Source organism: Klebsiella pneumoniae subsp. pneumoniae HS11286 (assembly GCF_000240185.1).
Classification (GTDB): Bacteria; Pseudomonadota; Gammaproteobacteria; order Enterobacterales; family Enterobacteriaceae; genus Klebsiella; species Klebsiella pneumoniae.
In genome coordinates, this window is record NC_016845.1 from 2,883,477 (window position 1) to 2,899,624 (window position 16,148).

The window sequence follows — 16,148 nt, forward strand, 5'->3', positions numbered from 1 at the left end:
CAGTTAATAATTTTCAAATATTTTACAAACGAGGTAACATATATACATATGTTCCATTTGGTTCGTCTTTGAGTATTATCGATGAAAATCCTGTCCGTGCGTCACGCCGCCCTCCCGGCCCTGCTCTTGCCGCTCATTGCGGCAGCCCAGGCCGCAGATGAACAAACCATGGTGGTGACCGCCGCGCCAACCATGGTTTCTGAACTGGATACCCCCGCCGCCGTCAGCGTGGTGAATGGGGATGAGATGCGCCAGGCCGCGCCGCGCGTCAATCTCTCTGAATCGCTGGGCGCCGTGCCGGGCCTGCAGGTGCAGAACCGGCAAAACTATGCCCAGGATCTGCAGCTGTCGATTCGCGGCTTTGGCTCGCGCTCAACCTATGGCGTGCGCGGACTGCGCATCTATGTGGATGGCATTCCGGCCACCATGCCCGACGGCCAGGGGCAGACCTCAAATATTGATATCGGCAGCGTTGACACCATTGAGGTGCTGCGCGGCCCCTTCTCTGCCCTGTACGGTAACTCGTCCGGCGGGGTGATCAACGTCACCAGCCAGACCGGCACCCAGCCGCCCACCGTGGAAGCCAGCAGCTACTATGGCAGCTTCGGCACCTGGCACTACGGGATGAAAGCCACTGGCGCCGTTGGCGACGGCAGCCACGCAGGCGATGTGGATTACACGGTCTCAACCAATCGCTTCACCACCCATGGCTATCGCGATCACAGCGGCGCGCGCAAAAATCTGGCGAACGCCCGGCTGGGGGTGCGCATCAACGACGTCAGTAAGCTGACTCTGCTGCTGAATAGCGTGGATATCAAAGCCAATGACGCCGGTGGCCTGACCGCCGATGAATGGCGCGATAACCCGCGCCAGTCGCCGCGCGGCGACCAGTATAATACCCGCAAGAATACCCGACAGACCCAGGCCGGCCTGCGCTATGAGCGCCAGCTCAGTGCCCAGGACGATCTCAGCGTTATGATGTACGCTGGAGAACGTGAAACCACGCAGTTCCAGTCGATCCCCCGCGCGCCGCAGCTGAAGCCGAGCCATGCCGGCGGGGTGATCGACCTTACCCGTCACTACCAGGGGATCGATACCCGGCTGACCCATCGCGGAGAGCTGCTGGTGCCCGTCACGCTCACCGCCGGTCTCGACTACGAGAACATGAGCGAGCGGCGCAAAGGGTATGAAAACTTTGTGATGGTCAACGGCGCGCCGCAGTATGGCGAACAGGGCGCGCTGCGCCGTAACGAACGCAACCTGATGTGGAACGTCGACCCCTACCTGCAGACCCAGTGGCAGCTCACTGACAAACTCTCGCTCGATGCCGGGGTTCGCTACAGCTCGGTATGGTTCGACTCGAACGACTACTACATCACCCCAGGCAATGGCGATGACAGCGGTGATGCCAGCTATCACAAATGGCTGCCCGCGGGCTCGCTGAAATATGCCCTGACCGACGCGTGGAACGTCTATCTTTCCGCCGGCCGCGGCTTCGAGACGCCAACCATTAACGAACTCTCCTACCGCTCCGATAACCAGAGCGGCCTCAACTTCGGCCTGAAACCCTCCACCAACGACACGGTGGAGATCGGCAGCAAGACGCGGATCGGCAATGGGCTGTTCACCGCCGCCCTGTTCCAGACCAATACCGATAATGAGATTGTGGTCGACAGCAGCAGCGGCGGGCGCACCAGTTATAAAAACGCCGGCAAGACCCGCCGTCAGGGGATGGAGCTGGGGCTGGATCAGCAGTTTGGCGAGAGCTGGCGTCTGAAGGCGGCCTGGACCTGGCTGGACGCGACCTATCGCACTAACGTCTGCGACGACGCCAGCTGCAATGGCAATCGCATTCCGGGGATCGCGCGCAATATGGGCTACGCCTCCTTTGGCTATCAGCCGGAGCAAGGTTGGTACGCCGGGAGCGATATTCGCTATATGAGCGATATCATGGCCAATGACGAAAACACCGCCAAAGCGCCCTCCTGGACGGTGGTTGGCCTGACGACCGGCTATAAATGGAGCTACGGCAGGATGGATATGGATCTGTTCGGTCGCATCGACAACCTGTTCGACCGGGAGTACGTCGGGTCTGTCATCGTTAACGAGTCTAACGGACGTTACTACGAGCCTGCCCCGGGACGTAACTACGGCATCGGCCTGAACCTCGCCTGGCGCTTCGAATAACACGCCCCTTCCCCGCCGATGCCTCTCGCGATCGGCGGGCGAAGCGCTTTTCCTTACCGTCTATTCCACCGCCAGGCGGACACCCGCCAACCAACCGCGCTTGACACTCCACCCCCTTCGTAGTCATATAGTAACCACATAATCACCATGGTTACTATTTATATTGATCGGCACTTTTATCAGCCAGGGAGGGATAAATGGATAATGTCGTTTATGCGGACTGCGTATTGATTAACGGCAAGGTCGCCACGGTGGACGCACATTTTAGTTTTAAGCGCGCCATCGCCGTGAAGCAGGGATGGATTATTAACGTTGGTGAAGACCAGGAGATTCAGCAGCATATTGGTCCCCAGACGCAGGTCATTGACCTTGGCGGCAAACTCATTTTACCCGCCGCGCATGACTCACATATCCATATCGGCTGGCTCGCTGACAGCTGGCATTGCCTGAACTGCCAGGACGTGCGTTCCCTGGCAGTACTGCGGGAAAGACTGCGCGACCAGGCAGCCCGCACTCCCGCCGGGGCATGGATTCGTGTCTGCGGTCTGGATCCAAACGCAATCAAGGAGTGCGCGGCCGAGCAGCGCTCTCTGACGCGCTGGGATATTGACGACGTCACGGCCGATCATCCCACCCTGCTCGCCCTGTGGGACGGTCACTCCTGCATCGTCAACAGCCGGGCGCTGGCCCTCTCCGGTCTTGACGCCAGCCCCCCTGATCCCCTCGGCGGACATCTGGGGCGAACGGCCAGTGGCGAACTGGACGGCAATTTCATCGACCTGCCCGCCCTGCATCTCGCATCCGGCACGATGCCCCGTCTGACCGTAGCGGCCCTCAAAGAGAACCTTCTGGCAGCCCAGCGCCTGATGAACAGCGAAGGGTATGCCAGCTACACGGAAGGCGCCATGGGTCCGGGGGAAAACACGCGCGAGGTGGGCGCTGCGGGGGATCGCGCCATCGCCGCCTACCGTGAACTGCAGGATGAAGGAAAACTCACCGCCCGGGTATCCATCGCCTTTTACTCCGCCGAGCGGGGCGTTCAGTCCTGCGCCACCCTGAAGCGCGATCTGGATAGCTTTGATTTCTCCCAGTTCACCGACCGGGACTGGCTGGACTGTCGGACCATAAAACTGTTCTGCGATGGCGTTCCCACATCGCACACAGCGTGGATGAATCAGGATTACGCCGACCGGCCGGGATATCGCGGACGCTCGGTGTTTGGTGGCCCCGAGGCGACCGAGGAAGCACAAGTTGAGGCGCTACAGCAGATGATTCTGCTGGCTCACCAGCGCGGTTTTCAGGTGGCAGTCCATGCGGTCGGCGATAAGGCGGTAAAAGTCACGATTAACAGCTTCGTGCAGGCGATTCAGCGCTATCCGGGGGAGAGCCGACGGCATTATGTGCTGCACGGCTCAATGGGCGATCGGCAAGATTTCGTGATGGCGGCAAAATACGGCATTCTGCTTTCCGAACAACCTTCACTCGGCGGCCCGGCATATGACTATGAACAGCGCGCCCGCTACTGTGGCATCAAGGGGGAAATCTGCAAAGGGCTACGGGATATCATCGACCTTGGGGTCATCATCGCCGGCGGGTCAGATGGCATTATGGCGCTGGTGAACTGGCGCAAAATGGTTCAGGCAGCGGTCACCCGCAAATCATCTTCCAGCGGCAACGTTATTCGCCCGGAACTGGCAATTAGCGTGGCGGACGGCGTGCGGATGTACACCATCAATGCGGCCTATCAGGAAGGGAAAGAAGCGGTACGCGGATCGATAGAGGTCGGCAAAGTCGCTGATTTTCAGGTGCTGGACCGCGATATCTTCGCCGTAGCCCATGAGGAGATTGGCGCCAGCCGCGTGGTGATGACCATGGTTGGCGGAAACGTCGTCTTTCAAGACTAACCGCGCTCACCCGGCTCAGGTCGCCGGGCGGGCAGCGTGCTGCATCAGCGGAAGGCGTCTGCCCGCCAGAGCATCGCGCTTCCGCTACAGGAGCGAATTAAAGCAGATTTCGCAGGGATAACTCGAAAATGATCTTTTCTGCCTGGCAGGAGAAGGCGATGGAGAGGTCGAGTTTCACCGCGTCGCCAGCGGCGACGATGGTGTAATCGACCTGCGGCGGTTCACTGGCCGGCGCTGCGGCGGCAGCACGTTCGCGCACGGCGGCTACGGTGGATTCCGCTTCTTCGCGGCTTGGGAACACCTTCTCGGCCCGGTAGACGCAGTCCTCGTTATCAATGATCGTCCCGACATCAATGGCGCAGCCTTTGGTGCTGCATTTATCTACTACATCTTTCATCGTAATAACCTCTTGAGTTTTCTTAAGGATAAGAACCCGCCCGCCGAAAAGCAAACCATTAATATCCGTAAGGATTAGCAATTTTTCTATTATATCGCGCCGCGCCGGGCGCCATCTTGCGCCACCGCAAAACGAGGCATCATGTTTACGGACGGTCGCGTAACGATACGCGTTGCCCTCGCAGCAATCGTGGTCTCCATCACACTATTCTGCATACCATCTCGTCTGCCTCGACTCGCAGCGTTAGTCTGGTCACAGAACATCGCCAACAAGGAGCTGCTATGGCACTGCCGATTATGATTGATTGCGATCCGGGACATGATGACGCGATCGCCCTGGTCCTCGCCCTCGCCTCGCCGGAGCTGGAGGTGAAAGCCGTCACCGCTTCCGCAGGCAACCAGACCCCGGAGAAGACCCTGCGCAACGTGCTGCGTATGCTGACGCTGCTGAACCGGCCGGACATTCCGGTTGCCGGCGGCGCGTGGAAGCCGTTGATGCGCGATCTGATCATCGCCGATAACGTGCACGGCGAGAGCGGACTGGATGGCCCGAGCCTGCCTGAGCCGGCCTTTGCGCCGCAGAACTGCACCGCCGTCGAGCTGATGGCCAGCGTGCTGCGGGAAAGCCAGGAGCCGGTGACCCTGGTGGCCACCGGGCCGCAGACTAACGTGGCGTTGCTGCTCGCCAGCCATCCGGAGCTGCACGCGAAGATCGCCCGCATCGTGATCATGGGGGGCGCCATGGGGCTGGGCAACTGGCAGCCGGCGGCGGAGTTTAATATTTACGTTGATCCGCAGGCCGCGGAAATGGTCTTTCAGTCGGGGATCCCGGTGGTGATGGCGGGCCTTGACGTCACCCATAAGGCGCAAATCCTTCCCGCCGATATCGAGCGATTCCGCCAGATTGGCAACCCGGTGTCGACCATCGTCGCCGAGCTGCTCGACTTCTTTATGGCCTACCACAAAGATGAAAAGTGGGGCTTCGACGGCGCGCCGCTGCACGATCCCTGCACCATCGCCTGGCTCCTCAAGCCGGAGATCTTTACCACGATCGAACGCTGGGTTGGCGTAGAAACGGAAGGCAAATATACCCAGGGGATGACGGTGGTCGATTACTACCATCTGACCGGCAATCGGCCCAATACCACCCTGATGCTGGATGTGGACCGCGAAGCCTTTGTCGATCTGCTCGCCCAGCGGTTAGCCTTCTACGCCTGACCTCTATGCCAGGCCCCTTTTCCCTGGCGGGAAAGGGGCCTGTTAAGTCGAAGCCCGCCAGGCTAGTCGTCCGCCGCGACGCGGATCACTACCTTACCGAAGTTCTCACCTTTTAACAGGCCGATCAGCGCCTGCGGCGCCTGGTCCAGACCGTCGATCAGCTGTTCGCGATATTTAATTTTCCCCTCCTGCACCCAGCGCCCCATCTGCTGCTGGAATTCGGCGATCCGATGCCCGTAATCCTGGCCGATAATAAAGCCCTGCATCCGGATGCGCTTTTTGAGGATGGTCGCCATCAGCAGCGGCAGACGATCTGGCCCGTCCGGCAGCCCGGTGGCGTTATAGCCGCTCACCAGCCCGCAGACGGGTACCCGCGCTGCGGTATTCAACAGCGGCAGCACCGCGTCAAAAACCTTGCCGCCGACGTTTTCATAATAAACGTCAATACCCTGCGGGCAGGCCTGGGCCAGCTGTTCGGCAAAATCATCCGCACGATGGTCAAGGCAGAGATCAAAGCCTAACGTCTCAACCGCATAGCGGCATTTTTCCGCGCCGCCAGCGATGCCGACGGTGCGGCAGCCCTTAATTTTGCCGATCTGTCCAACCGTGGCGCCAACCGGCCCGGTCGCCGCGGCGACCACCAGCGTTTCGCCCGCCTTTGGCTGGCCGATGTCCAGCAAACCCATGTAGGCGGTGAAGCCGGGCATCCCCAGAACTCCCAGCGACCAGGACGGGTGTTGCGGATTGTCACCCAGCTTCACCAGTCCGCTGCCGTCGGAGAGTTCATAATCCTGCCAGCCGCTGTAGCCCAGCACCCAGTCGCCGGGTTGATAATCGGCATGATTTGAGCTGACCACGCGACTCACGGTCCCTCCCACCATCACCGCGCCAATGGCCACCGGCGGCGAATAGGACGGCGCGTCGCTCATGCGCCCGCGCATATACGGGTCGAGCGATAAATAAACGGTACGCAGCAGCACTTGACCCGGGCCTGGCGTCGGCACTTCGCTCTCTTCCAGGCGGAAATTCTCTGCCGTCGGTTCACCATGGGGACGGGAAGCCAGCACCCAGCGGCGATGGCGTTGCGGTTGATCTGTCATAGCAAACTCCTCTTGTGAGCAGACTGTACTGAGGCTAGCTGCTTTATGCGTATTATGCTTTAACATTAAGAGCCGGATGGCGATTGATTAAGGCGAACCACCAGATAGACGCAGGTCTCTGCGGATTCATTAATAAAGCGACAATCGTTGGGCGGGCCAAGCTCCAGACAATCCCCCGCCTGCATCTCATGGCGGGTATTGCCTTCGACAAACACCAGCTCGCCCTGTTGCAGCCAGATTAGCTGGCGGGCAAGCGCATAGGACGCGGCGGGCATCGGCACATCGCTACCGGGCGGCAGCTCAATCTGCACCAGATCGATCGGCAAATCGCTGCGCGGCGAAACGTGGCGGCGGAGATAGTGGCTTTGCGGGTCGCGCCATACCGGCTGGCTGGCAAAGCGCAGCAGCTTGCCCTCCTGCATTTCCGCGCGGGCGATCAGGGTCGACATACTGATGCCGAAGGCGCCGGAAAGGCGGCCCAGCATCGAGGCGGTCGGGCTGCTTTCGCCACGCTCGATTTTATGGATCATCGCCCGCGAGGCGCCGGCCCGTTCGGCGAGGTCGTTCAGCGACCAGCCGCGGGACTCGCGCTCGATGCGGATGCGCGCGCTGATGCGCTGATTGAGGTTGTCTTCTATAGTATTCATAACGTAACACTATAGTGTGCGCCCCCCCATTACACAACCATCCACCGACGTGTTATTCCCGGGTTAGCCGTTAAAATTATGCTGAAAACGGATGACAGCGTGGCGTTCATTATTGTAATAATATTGTACTACTATAGTGTACGAAAAATTGAGGTTTGCTATGTCCATTCGCCCTGCCATTAAAGACGACTGCGCGGCGATCGCCGAGATCTATAACCATGCCGTCGTCCATACCGCCGCCATCTGGAATGATAAAACTGTGGATACCGACAACCGCATCGCCTGGTTTGAAGCCCGCCAGCTGGCTGGATTTCCGGTACTGGTGAGCGAGGAAGACGGCGTCATTACCGGTTATTCCTCGTTTGGCGACTGGCGGGCGTTTGACGGCTTTCGCCATACCGTGGAGCATTCGGTGTACGTTCATCCCGAACATCAGGGGAAAGGGCTGGGCCGCAAGCTGCTGGTCGCCTTGATCGCCGAAGCGCGACGGCTGAATAAACATGTGATGGTCGCCGGCATCGAGTCGCAGAATCACGCTTCGCTGCATCTGCATGAAACGCTGGGCTTTATCACCACCGGGCAGATGCCGCAGGTGGGCACCAAATTTGGCCGCTGGCTGGATCTGACCTTTATGCAGCTGCAGCTGGATGCGCGTCAGGACCCGGACGGCAAAGCATGAACGCGTCGCTCACTCTCGCCTGCCTGATCGCCGCCGGCGTTGGCCTGGTGGTGCAGAACACTCTGATGGTGCGCATCACCCAGTCGGCGTCGACGATCCTTATCGCTATGCTGCTCAATTCGCTGGTCGGGATCGTTATCTTCGTGACGATGTTACTGCTGCGCCAGGGCGTCGCCGGCTTTCAGGAGCTGGCCCTGAGCGTGAAGTGGTGGACGCTGATCCCCGGCCTGCTGGGGTCCTTTTTCGTCTTCGCCAGCATCAGCGGTTATCAAAACGTTGGCGCGGCGACGACCATTGCGGTACTGGTGGCCAGCCAGCTGGTGGGCGGGTTGATCATGGATTTAGTTCGCGCCCACGGCGTGCCGGTGCGGGCGCTGATCGGACCGTTATGCGGGGCGGTGATGCTGGTGGTGGGCGCCTGGCTGGTGGCCAGACGCCAGTTCTGAGCGCATCTTCAGAGGATCGCGCCCCCTTTGGTCAACTGCTCGCGGCGCGCATCCTGCTCTTCCTGATGCTGTCGCCCATGATGGGCGATGGCGGTGCGCAGACGCTGCTGTTGGATATAGCGTTCCTCACGACTGAGTTGCGCATCATCACTCAGGGCGATTAGCAGCTCATTCATATGCGCGATAACGCCCTCGGCCAGGGCGTCATCGACTTTGACGATAACCTCATCCAGATGTGCCATCCTGTTCTCCTTTCGCTTAATTCAGCTTCGCTTTGGAAAAATCGCTCCCCATCATGCTGACGGTGTAGCCGCTGACGTTGCTGCGCGTCGCATAGAAGGTTTTCCCGGTCGCCAGGGTGATCCATGGCGCCTGCTGATAAAAAATCTCCTGCGCCTGTTCGTAGAGTTTGGCCCGCGCCTGCGGATCGCTCACCAACAGCGCTTTCTTTACCAGCGCGTCATAGGATTTATCACACCAGCGGGCGGCGTTGGAGCCGGTCTGGATATTATCACAGCTGAGCAATGTGCCAGCAAAGTTGTCCGGATCGCCGTTGTCCGACATCCAGCCATACAGGGCGCTGTCGTGCTCCCCTTTACGCATACCGGCAAGGTATTCGCCCCATTCATAGCTGACAATTTTGGCTTTCACCCCCACTTTCGCCCAGTCGTTTTGGATCATTTCGGCAATGCGTTTTGAGTTTGGGTTGTAGGGGCGCTGGACCGGCATTGACCACAGGGTCACTTCCGCGCCTTGCTCCAGACCCGCCTGCTTGAGCAGCGCTTTGGCTTTCTGCGGATCGTAATCGTAGTCCGGGAGATCTTTCTTATACCCGAGCATCGTCGACGGGATCGGTGATTTCGCCACGCTGCCGGAATCGAGGAATACCGCCTTGACGATCGCCTGCTTGTCGGTAGCGTAGTTTAACGCCTGGCGCACCAGCACATTATCAAACGGTTTTTTCTCGGTGTTAAACGCCAGATAGCCGACGTTCAGCGCCTCAACCGCATGCAGCGCCAGATCTTTATTGCCCTTAATCACCGGGAACTGTACCGGCGACGGCGCGGGAATAATCTGGCACTCGTTGGTCTGCAGTTTCGCCAGACGAGTCTCGACGTTCGGCGTAATGGAGAAGATTAAGTGCTTGGTCGGTACCTCGCCTTCCCAGTAGTGGGGATTGGCAATATAGCGGATTTGCGAATCCACTTTATACTGCTGCAGCGCATACGGCCCGGTACCGACAGGCCAGTTATCAACGTTTTCCGGCGTTCCTTTCTTCAGCATCGCCTCACCATACTCTGCCGACAGAATAGAGGCGAAGTCCATGCCCCAGTCGGCAAGAAACGCCGCGTTCGGCTCGTTGAGCTCGAACTGCACATGGTAATCATCCACCTTTTTCACCGATTTAATCAGCTTATCGAGGCCCACGTCGTGGAAGTATTCATAGTTCCCCTGCGACACCTTATGATAAGGATGCTGAGGATCCATCTGGCGCAGCACGGAGAACAGGACGTCGTCGGCGTTAAAATCGCGGGTCGGTTTGAAGAATTTGTTGCTGTTGAACTTCACCCCCTGACGCAGAGTAAAGGTCCAGGTTTGCCATCCTCAGAGACGTGCCACTCGGTGGCCAGCGACGGGATCGGCGTATTTTTCACCGGGTCAAAGCTCACCAGACGGTTATACAGTACCTGCGAGCTGGCGACGAACGACGGACCGGAGCTGGCGATCTGCGGATTGAAGGACTCCGGAGAGGCTTCTGAGCAGTAGACCAGAGTGTCATTGCCTGCGGCCCAGGCGGCGCCGGCCGGCAGCAGTGCGCTCAGCAGCAGCGCCAGCGTGGTTTTCCCTGTAGACATGGTTATAAGTCCTGATTATTGATTATAAGAACGGTAATAACAGCACAGCCGCCTGACGGCGGCAAATAATCAATGGCTATCACCTTATGCAAAACGCGTGGAATTTGCTGGTTTAATCGACGTTGCGCTGTTTTTTACGCCAGAGGGCTTCGGGATGTTGTGAGCCACACAAAATTCCTGCAAAAAAATGTGCGATAACCGCCCGGCTCACGCTTCCCGTCAGTGCCGCCCGGTACACTGGGGGAACCGCAGAACAAGAGGTTTCCACCATGACAATCACCTGCAATCTGTACATTAACGGCCAGTGGCACGATGCCGAAGGCCGCCGCACCTTTACCCGACGCCACCCGGCCCACGATGAGGCAGCCTCGGTGGCCGCTGCCGCCAGCCTCGCCGACGGCAAACGCTGCGTCGAAGCCGCGGCCTGCGCCTTTCCGCTGTGGCGCGATACTGCGCCGGCGGAACGACGTCGCTTACTGCTCGAGGCGGCGGAACAGATGCTGTTGCGGGAGGCGAAATTTATCGCCGCCATGGCGGCGGAGACCGGCGCGACCGCGCACTGGGCCGGATTTAACGTTCATCTGGCGGCAGATATTCTGCGTGAAGCGGCGGCGCTGACCACCCAGATTGAAGGGCAAATAATTCCGTCCAACGTGCCGGGTAACCTGGCGATGGGCGTCCGCCAGGGGGCGGGAGTGGTGCTGGGCATGGCGCCGTGGAACGCGCCGCTGATTCTGGCCACCCGGGCCCTGGCGACGCCGCTGGCCTGTGGCAACACGGTGATCCTTAAGGGCGCCGAACTTTCCCCCGCCACTCAGGGACTGATTATCGACGCCCTTGACGCGGCGGGCTTCCCGCCGGGCGTGGTGAACTATCTTACCTGTGCGCCTGAAGATGCGCCGGCGCTGGTGGAATCGCTGATCGCCCACCCGGCGGTGCGGCGCGTTAACTTTACCGGCTCCACACCGGTGGGGCGCATTATCGCCCGCACCTGCGGACAGTATCTGAAACCAGCGGTGCTCGAGCTCGGTGGAAAAGCGCCCCTGCTGGTGCTGGACGATGCTGATATTGAGCAAGCGGCAGCGGGCGCTGTTTTTGGCGCCTTCGCCAACGCCGGGCAGATCTGCATGTCCACCGAGCGCATTATTGTCGACAATGCCGTAGCGGAGGCGTTTATCCCGCTGCTGGCCAGGCGCGCCGCCGCCCTGCCTGCCGCCCTCACTGGCCCGGTTGTCGATATGAACACCATCGCCCGCTGCAACGCGCTCATTGACGATGCGTTAGCGAAAGGCGCTCGCCTGCTGACCGGTGGTAAAGCCAACGATACCCATATGAGCCCGACCCTGCTGGACGGCGTGACCCGCGAGATGCGGCTGTGGCGTGAAGAGTCCTTCGGTCCGGTGAAAGCGATTATTCGCGTTCATAGCGAAGAGGAGGCGCTGGCGGTGGCCAACGACAGTGAGTACGGTCTTTCCGCTGCGGTCTACAGCCGCGACAGCGCCAGAGCGTGGAACGTAGCGCAACGTCTGCATACCGGGATTTGCCATATCAATGGCCCAACGGTGCATGATGAGGCGCAAATGCCGTTTGGCGGCTGCAAAGCCTCCGGCTATGGCCGCTTTGGCGGGCGGGCCGGGATCGCGGAATTCACCGAGCTGCGCTGGATAACGATCCAGACCCAACCCCGCGAGCTTCCCTTCTGAGGCCCAGCGCCTCTTAACTATGGCTGGCGATAAGCTGCGCCAGCCCCTGCGGGTTTTCCCACGCCATCGAGTGTCCGGCATGGGGCACGATGCCGACCGGGATCCCTTGTGCCTGAACGAGGTCGCTATCCGCGTAAGGGAGCGACCGCTCTCCGACGATCAGCATTTTCTGGCAGCGCAGCTGGCATAGCTGGGTAAACCAGGGCGTGTCGCTGCCGCGTATCAGGCTGCTGGCGGCCCGCCAGACGGCCCAGGGGGCGCTGTTTTGTAAACAACCCGCCCACGGCGAGCGCTCCTCCGCCAGCAGCCTGGCATAGCCGTCAGCGACAAAGGCTGACTCTGACTGAGCCGCAATGCGCCTGCTGTACTCGCCGCCGCCGGCGAACAGATTGGGTTCCGAGACCAGCAGCGTGGTCACCCGCTCGCCCAGTAGCCCCGCCGCTTCGATGGCGATGCTCCCTCCCATGCTATGCCCGAACAGCGCGAAGCGCTGCAGGCGCAGGTGGCTGAGGAACTGCTCCAAAACTAAAGCCTGCTCATGTATGTTGTAACTAAACACGCGCGGTTTATCGCTATAGCCGAAGCCCGGCAGATCGATGAGTATTTTGCGCCGTTCTCGGAGCGCGGGATCGCTGGCAATGCGGGGATAATCGTAGGATGACGCGCAGCCAAGGCCGTGGATAAACACCACCGGAAGGCCATCTCCCGGGAAATCGTGCCAGCGCAGCGTGGCGCCAGCGACGGACGAATAAAAACCGTTCACCTGTATGCCTCCATGATAAGGTTACTGGTTTTTTATACAGTAACCTCACCCTTTGTGCTACCCTTTTCTGCCGTCTAGCGCCTGAGGGTTAAAACAGCGAGACGAGCAGCGCCATCGGGAAGCTGAACGGCCAGGTGGCGCCGATCAGCAGGGCCGCCAGCAGGCGGATCATCCGGCTCTCTTTGGTTAAAAACCAGCTAATCACGGCGCATATCACGCCCATAATGGCGTAAAACACCAACATTTTTTGATATAACGTCATTCTTACTTTTTCCTTCCCTGAGGGCGTTCCATGGTGGGATGATTATCTGCCATGACGTCGTGATTCAGAGATACCTGTATAACAAAATCAGAAACGGGCTGAATATTCAGAATAAAGCCTGATTCGTCTTAATCTGATAGCGCAACCGCTGGCGCCGTACTATACCTTTAGGACTTACTCATTAGGGTGGCGCTATGGATGTCTCCAGTAAAACCGTCGTTATGATTAATGTCTGCGCCGCGTTCGCGCTTATCAGCCTGCTGTCCGTAAGATTTGGCTGGTTTTAATCATTTAATTCAGCAACGAAACCTAAAAAAGCAGCCCTGGAGGCTGCTTTTTTACGCGCGAACAACAGAGTTGTTATCTTGCTGTCGGGCGGCGGGGGCTAACTGCGCGGCAGCTATTACCTTATTAAGACTGGGGTTATAGCGCGGCAGTACATTGACTTTTTCACTATCCCATTCGGCGGCGGCGCAGACGGCCTGCCCTACGCCCATCTTCTCACAGCTTTGGATTCGTTTCGCCGGGGCATTACCATAGCTCAGCGCCACAGCGCCGATAGCCAGCAGAATAAAAGCAAAAATTTTCACAGCGACATCAACGTCAAAACCTAATATGCCCTAAATGATCGCATGAGCGGCGGCGGAAAGTCAAACCCGGGGCGCGCTACCGGGCGGCATCCGGTATTTGCCTCTGCCTCAGGGCTATAAAATATTCAGAACAAATATCATGCGATAACCGTAAATATTAAAAGCTTATCTCTAGCCGTGAAATACTTTCTGTTCAGGGGAGTTAATTTCGCTAATAAGGAAAATATTTCGCCGTCGGCAAGGGGAAAAGGATCGCCGCCTTCGCCACAGGCGCAATATATCGCGCGGGCCGTCATCGTAAGAAGATAAATGGCGATGGCAAGCCGTTGTAACATAACCTCTTCATCTCCGTCATCACGGATAAGAGTCAGAAATAGCGCTAAATGACAACAAATATCATTTGCCTTCGCGTCAGATAATACTTACATTCATAACCATTGGTAATGCTTTAGCGCAGTTCGCGCTGTGAATTTCGAGGTGGATATGTCCGGAATCATCACGCTGGTCATCGCGCTAATCCTGCTGGTCGCGGCGGTGTATAATCTTATTTCCTACATTCGTGACCGGCGCAGCGCCAGCCTGCCCAGCAAAAAAACTAAGCGCTGAAAGTAGTTAAAGCGGTATTCTCGTTATCCCGGCGCGACTGGCCGGCTCATCTCTTCGCTCTTCTGCGAGCACAAAAAAGCCCCTGCCGACAGACAGGGGCCGCAATTCGGTCGCGAACCGCGATGTTGCCGCCCCACCCGCCGGGCGCTGTGCGCCCAGGGTGACTGGCGGACCCCATCCGGCGCTTATCTCCGGCACTCATGATGGCTTAGCTCTTGAAGGGGCATCAGAATAATCTCATATCCCCTGGGTTGAGTTTTGACAATTTTTGCCATTGTGACTATTAGCGGCCTAACACACCCATCGCGCAATAGTCGCCTGGCGCTAAATGGTCAATCATTTAGCTATGCTTAACCATCACATGGCGGACCACGGTATAATCCTCAAGGCCATATATCGACATGTCCTTGCCGTAGCCTGACAGCTTCTGGCCACCGTGCGGCATTTCGCTGACCAGCATAAAGTGGGTATTGACCCAGGTGCAGCCGTACTGCAGCCTGGCGCTAAGACGATGGGCGCGACCGACATCTTTCGTCCATACCGAGGAGGCCAGACCATACTGAGAGTCATTCGCCCAGCTCAGGGCCTGCGCTTCATCGCTGAAAGGCGTCACGCTGACTACCGGACCAAACACTTCGCGCTGGACAATAGCGTCTTCCTGCCGGGCGCCGGCGAGCAGCGTCGGCTGGAAGTAATAGCCCGCGCCGTCAGCCCGACTGCCGCCGGTGACCACTTTAATTTGCGGCAGCGCCCTTGCGGCTTCCACCGCCGCGCTAACGCGCTCAAGATGGGCCAGCGAGCTCAGCGGACCCAGTTCGGTGGCAGCGTCCTCCGGCGCCCCCATTTTCAGGCTGGCCACCGCCGCCCCAAGTTTCTCCACCAGCTGGTCATAGATACCCTGCTGGGCGTAGATCCGGCAGGCGGCCGTGCAGTCCTGGCCGGCGTTAGTAAAAACCGAAGGTCCGCACCCCCATCCACCACCGCATCGATGTCCGCATCGTCAAAAACGATCACTGGCGCCTTACCGCCCAGCTCCATGTGGGTGCGTTTAATCGACGAGGCGGTATGGCCAATGATATGGGCTCCGGTGGCAATCGATCCGGTCAGGGAGACCATTCGCACTTTAACGTGGGCGGTCAAGGGGTCGCCCACCGTTTTACCGCGGCCAAACAGCACGTTGATAACCCCCTCCGGGAAGATATCTTTTGCCAGCTCCGCCAGCTTCAGCGCCGTCAGCGGGGTGATCTCCGAGGGTTTTATCACTACGCAGTTGCCCGCCGCCAGCGCCGGGGCCAGCTTCCAGGCCGCCATCATCAGCGGATAGTTCCACGGCGCGATGGAGGCCACCACGCCCACCGGATCGCGGCGGATCATTGAGGTATGCCCTTCGAGATACTCTCCGGCCGCCATCCCCGGCAGGCAGCGAGCGGCGCCGGCGAAGAAGCGGAAGACGTCGACGATGGCCGGCATTTCATCATTAATCACGCAGTGCAGCGGCTTGCCGCAGTTCAGCGACTCCAGCTGCGCCAGGGTTTCAGCCTGCGCCGAGATGGCGTCCGCCAGCTTCAGGAGACATTCCGCACGCGTCTTCGGCGTCGTCTGACTCCAGGCATCGAATGCCCGGTCCGCCGCCTCAACGGCGGCATCGACCTGGGCCGCTGTCGCTTCGGCAATCTCCAGGATCACTTCGCCGGTTGCAGGGTTATATACCGGAACCTTCTCGCCTTCACCTGCCACTAACTTACCGTTTATCAATAGGTTGTGTTGCATAGCATTATCCTGTTTCATGGT

General features: G+C 59.0%; 20 protein-coding genes and 2 other annotated features. Of the genes, 7 read left to right on the forward strand and 13 right to left on the reverse strand.

The annotated features are described in order from the left end of the window. Positions 1 to 81 precede the first annotated feature (81 nt). Entirely contained in the window at positions 82 to 2,187 is a 2,106-nt protein-coding gene (locus KPHS_28800) for a putative tonB-dependent receptor (protein YP_005227180.1), read from the forward strand. A 197-nt stretch (positions 2,188 to 2,384) separates the two neighbouring features. After that, positions 2,385 to 4,091: an amidohydrolase gene (locus KPHS_28810; protein YP_005227181.1), complete on the forward strand. Its 1,707-nt coding sequence runs from the start codon at positions 2,385 to 2,387 to the stop codon at positions 4,089 to 4,091. A 97-nt stretch (positions 4,092 to 4,188) separates the two neighbouring features. Here the strand turns inward: KPHS_28810 and KPHS_28820 are convergent, their stop codons facing one another. Further along, the gene (locus KPHS_28820) at positions 4,189 to 4,488 is read right to left on the reverse strand and encodes a DUF406 domain-containing protein (RefSeq protein ID YP_005227182.1); all 300 of its coding nucleotides are present in this window, start codon (positions 4,486 to 4,488) and stop codon (positions 4,189 to 4,191) included. Positions 4,489 to 4,577: 89 nt separating this feature from the next. Next, positions 4,578 to 4,808 carry a hypothetical protein gene (locus KPHS_28830; RefSeq protein YP_005227183.1) on the reverse strand — a complete coding sequence of 77 codons (231 nt, stop codon included), beginning with the start codon at positions 4,806 to 4,808 and terminating at the stop codon, positions 4,578 to 4,580. Between KPHS_28830 and KPHS_28840 the strand changes: the two genes are divergently transcribed. Continuing rightward, complete coding sequence (locus KPHS_28840; RefSeq protein ID YP_005227184.1) at positions 4,770 to 5,705, forward strand: pyrimidine specific nucleoside hydrolase; 936 nt, start codon at positions 4,770 to 4,772, stop codon at positions 5,703 to 5,705. The genes KPHS_28830 and KPHS_28840 overlap by 39 nt on opposite strands. A 62-nt stretch (positions 5,706 to 5,767) precedes the next feature. On the opposite strand, the gene KPHS_28850 is transcribed toward KPHS_28840, so the two are convergent. Both KPHS_28850 and KPHS_28860 read right to left on the reverse strand, forming a co-directional pair. Next, positions 5,768 to 6,805, reverse strand: a complete 1,038-nt coding sequence (locus KPHS_28850; protein ID YP_005227185.1) for a putative NAD(P)-binding dehydrogenase — start codon at positions 6,803 to 6,805, stop codon at positions 5,768 to 5,770. 65 nt (positions 6,806 to 6,870) lie between these two features. Then, a complete protein-coding gene (locus KPHS_28860; protein ID YP_005227186.1) occupies positions 6,871 to 7,452 on the reverse strand; it encodes a putative regulator in 582 nt (193 codons plus the stop codon). 160 nt (positions 7,453 to 7,612) lie between these two features. Between KPHS_28860 and KPHS_28870 the strand changes: the two genes are divergently transcribed. Both KPHS_28870 and KPHS_28880 read left to right on the forward strand, forming a co-directional pair. Further along, entirely contained in the window at positions 7,613 to 8,131 is a 519-nt protein-coding gene (locus tag KPHS_28870; RefSeq protein ID YP_005227187.1) for a putative acetyltransferase, read from the forward strand. Beyond that, on the forward strand, positions 8,128 to 8,577 hold the full coding sequence (locus tag KPHS_28880; RefSeq protein ID YP_005227188.1) for a putative transport protein: 450 nt from the start codon (positions 8,128 to 8,130) through the stop codon (positions 8,575 to 8,577). The genes KPHS_28870 and KPHS_28880 overlap by 4 nt, the downstream gene beginning before the upstream one ends. 8 nt (positions 8,578 to 8,585) lie before the next feature. Here KPHS_28880 and KPHS_28890 read toward each other — a convergent pair whose 3' ends face one another. The 4 genes from KPHS_28890 to KPHS_28920 form a co-directional block, all read right to left on the reverse strand. Continuing rightward, positions 8,586 to 8,819 (reverse strand): DUF2526 family protein, encoded by a 234-nt coding sequence (locus KPHS_28890; RefSeq protein YP_005227189.1) that lies wholly within the window; start codon positions 8,817 to 8,819, stop codon positions 8,586 to 8,588. A 16-nt stretch (positions 8,820 to 8,835) separates the two neighbouring features. Then, positions 8,836 to 10,146 (reverse strand): dipeptide transport protein, encoded by a 1,311-nt coding sequence (locus tag KPHS_28900; protein YP_005227190.1) that lies wholly within the window; start codon positions 10,144 to 10,146, stop codon positions 8,836 to 8,838. Then, positions 8,836 to 10,433 (reverse strand) — a sequence feature (potential frameshift: common BLAST hit: gi|152970470|ref|YP_001335579.1| dipeptide transport protein). It overlaps the preceding gene by 1,311 nt. Continuing rightward, a complete protein-coding gene (locus KPHS_28910) occupies positions 10,143 to 10,433 on the reverse strand; it encodes a dipeptide ABC superfamily ATP binding cassette transporter, binding protein (protein YP_005227191.1) in 291 nt (96 codons plus the stop codon). Its footprint overlaps the feature before it by 291 nt. The genes KPHS_28900 and KPHS_28910 overlap by 4 nt, the downstream gene beginning before the upstream one ends. A gap of 112 nt (positions 10,434 to 10,545) precedes the next feature. After that, complete coding sequence (locus KPHS_28920) at positions 10,546 to 10,671, reverse strand: hypothetical protein (RefSeq protein ID YP_005227192.1); 126 nt, start codon at positions 10,669 to 10,671, stop codon at positions 10,546 to 10,548. Positions 10,672 to 10,702: 31 nt separating this feature from the next. Between KPHS_28920 and KPHS_28930 the strand changes: the two genes are divergently transcribed. After that, positions 10,703 to 12,136, forward strand: a complete 1,434-nt coding sequence (locus KPHS_28930; RefSeq protein YP_005227193.1) for a putative NAD-dependent aldehyde dehydrogenase — start codon at positions 10,703 to 10,705, stop codon at positions 12,134 to 12,136. Positions 12,137 to 12,149: 13 nt separating this feature from the next. Here the strand turns inward: KPHS_28930 and KPHS_28940 are convergent, their stop codons facing one another. From KPHS_28940 to KPHS_28960, 3 genes are all read right to left on the reverse strand, one after another. Next, entirely contained in the window at positions 12,150 to 12,899 is a 750-nt protein-coding gene (locus tag KPHS_28940; protein ID YP_005227194.1) for a putative hydrolase, read from the reverse strand. A gap of 88 nt (positions 12,900 to 12,987) precedes the next feature. Beyond that, positions 12,988 to 13,161, reverse strand: a complete 174-nt coding sequence (locus KPHS_28950; RefSeq protein ID YP_005227195.1) for a GhoT/OrtT family toxin — start codon at positions 13,159 to 13,161, stop codon at positions 12,988 to 12,990. Between the two features lie 338 nt (positions 13,162 to 13,499). Next, positions 13,500 to 13,751, reverse strand: coding sequence for a hypothetical protein (locus KPHS_28960; RefSeq protein YP_005227196.1), 252 nt, complete (start codon positions 13,749 to 13,751; stop codon positions 13,500 to 13,502). A 483-nt stretch (positions 13,752 to 14,234) separates the two neighbouring features. Between KPHS_28960 and KPHS_28970 the strand changes: the two genes are divergently transcribed. Continuing rightward, positions 14,235 to 14,357 carry a small membrane protein gene (locus tag KPHS_28970; protein ID YP_005227197.1) on the forward strand — a complete coding sequence of 41 codons (123 nt, stop codon included), beginning with the start codon at positions 14,235 to 14,237 and terminating at the stop codon, positions 14,355 to 14,357. A 340-nt stretch (positions 14,358 to 14,697) separates the two neighbouring features. Here KPHS_28970 and KPHS_28980 read toward each other — a convergent pair whose 3' ends face one another. Both KPHS_28980 and KPHS_28990 read right to left on the reverse strand, forming a co-directional pair. Next, positions 14,698 to 15,216, reverse strand: a complete 519-nt coding sequence (locus KPHS_28980) for a gamma-aminobutyraldehyde dehydrogenase (protein YP_005227198.1) — start codon at positions 15,214 to 15,216, stop codon at positions 14,698 to 14,700. Beyond that, positions 14,698 to 16,145, reverse strand: a sequence feature (potential frameshift: common BLAST hit: gi|152970476|ref|YP_001335585.1| gamma-aminobutyraldehyde dehydrogenase). (Overlaps the previous gene by 519 nt.) Beyond that, on the reverse strand, positions 15,204 to 16,145 hold the full coding sequence (locus tag KPHS_28990) for a gamma-aminobutyraldehyde dehydrogenase (protein ID YP_005227199.1): 942 nt from the start codon (positions 16,143 to 16,145) through the stop codon (positions 15,204 to 15,206). It overlaps the preceding feature by 942 nt. Before KPHS_28990 ends, KPHS_28980 begins: the two co-directional genes overlap by 13 nt. Positions 16,146 to 16,148 lie beyond the last annotated feature (3 nt).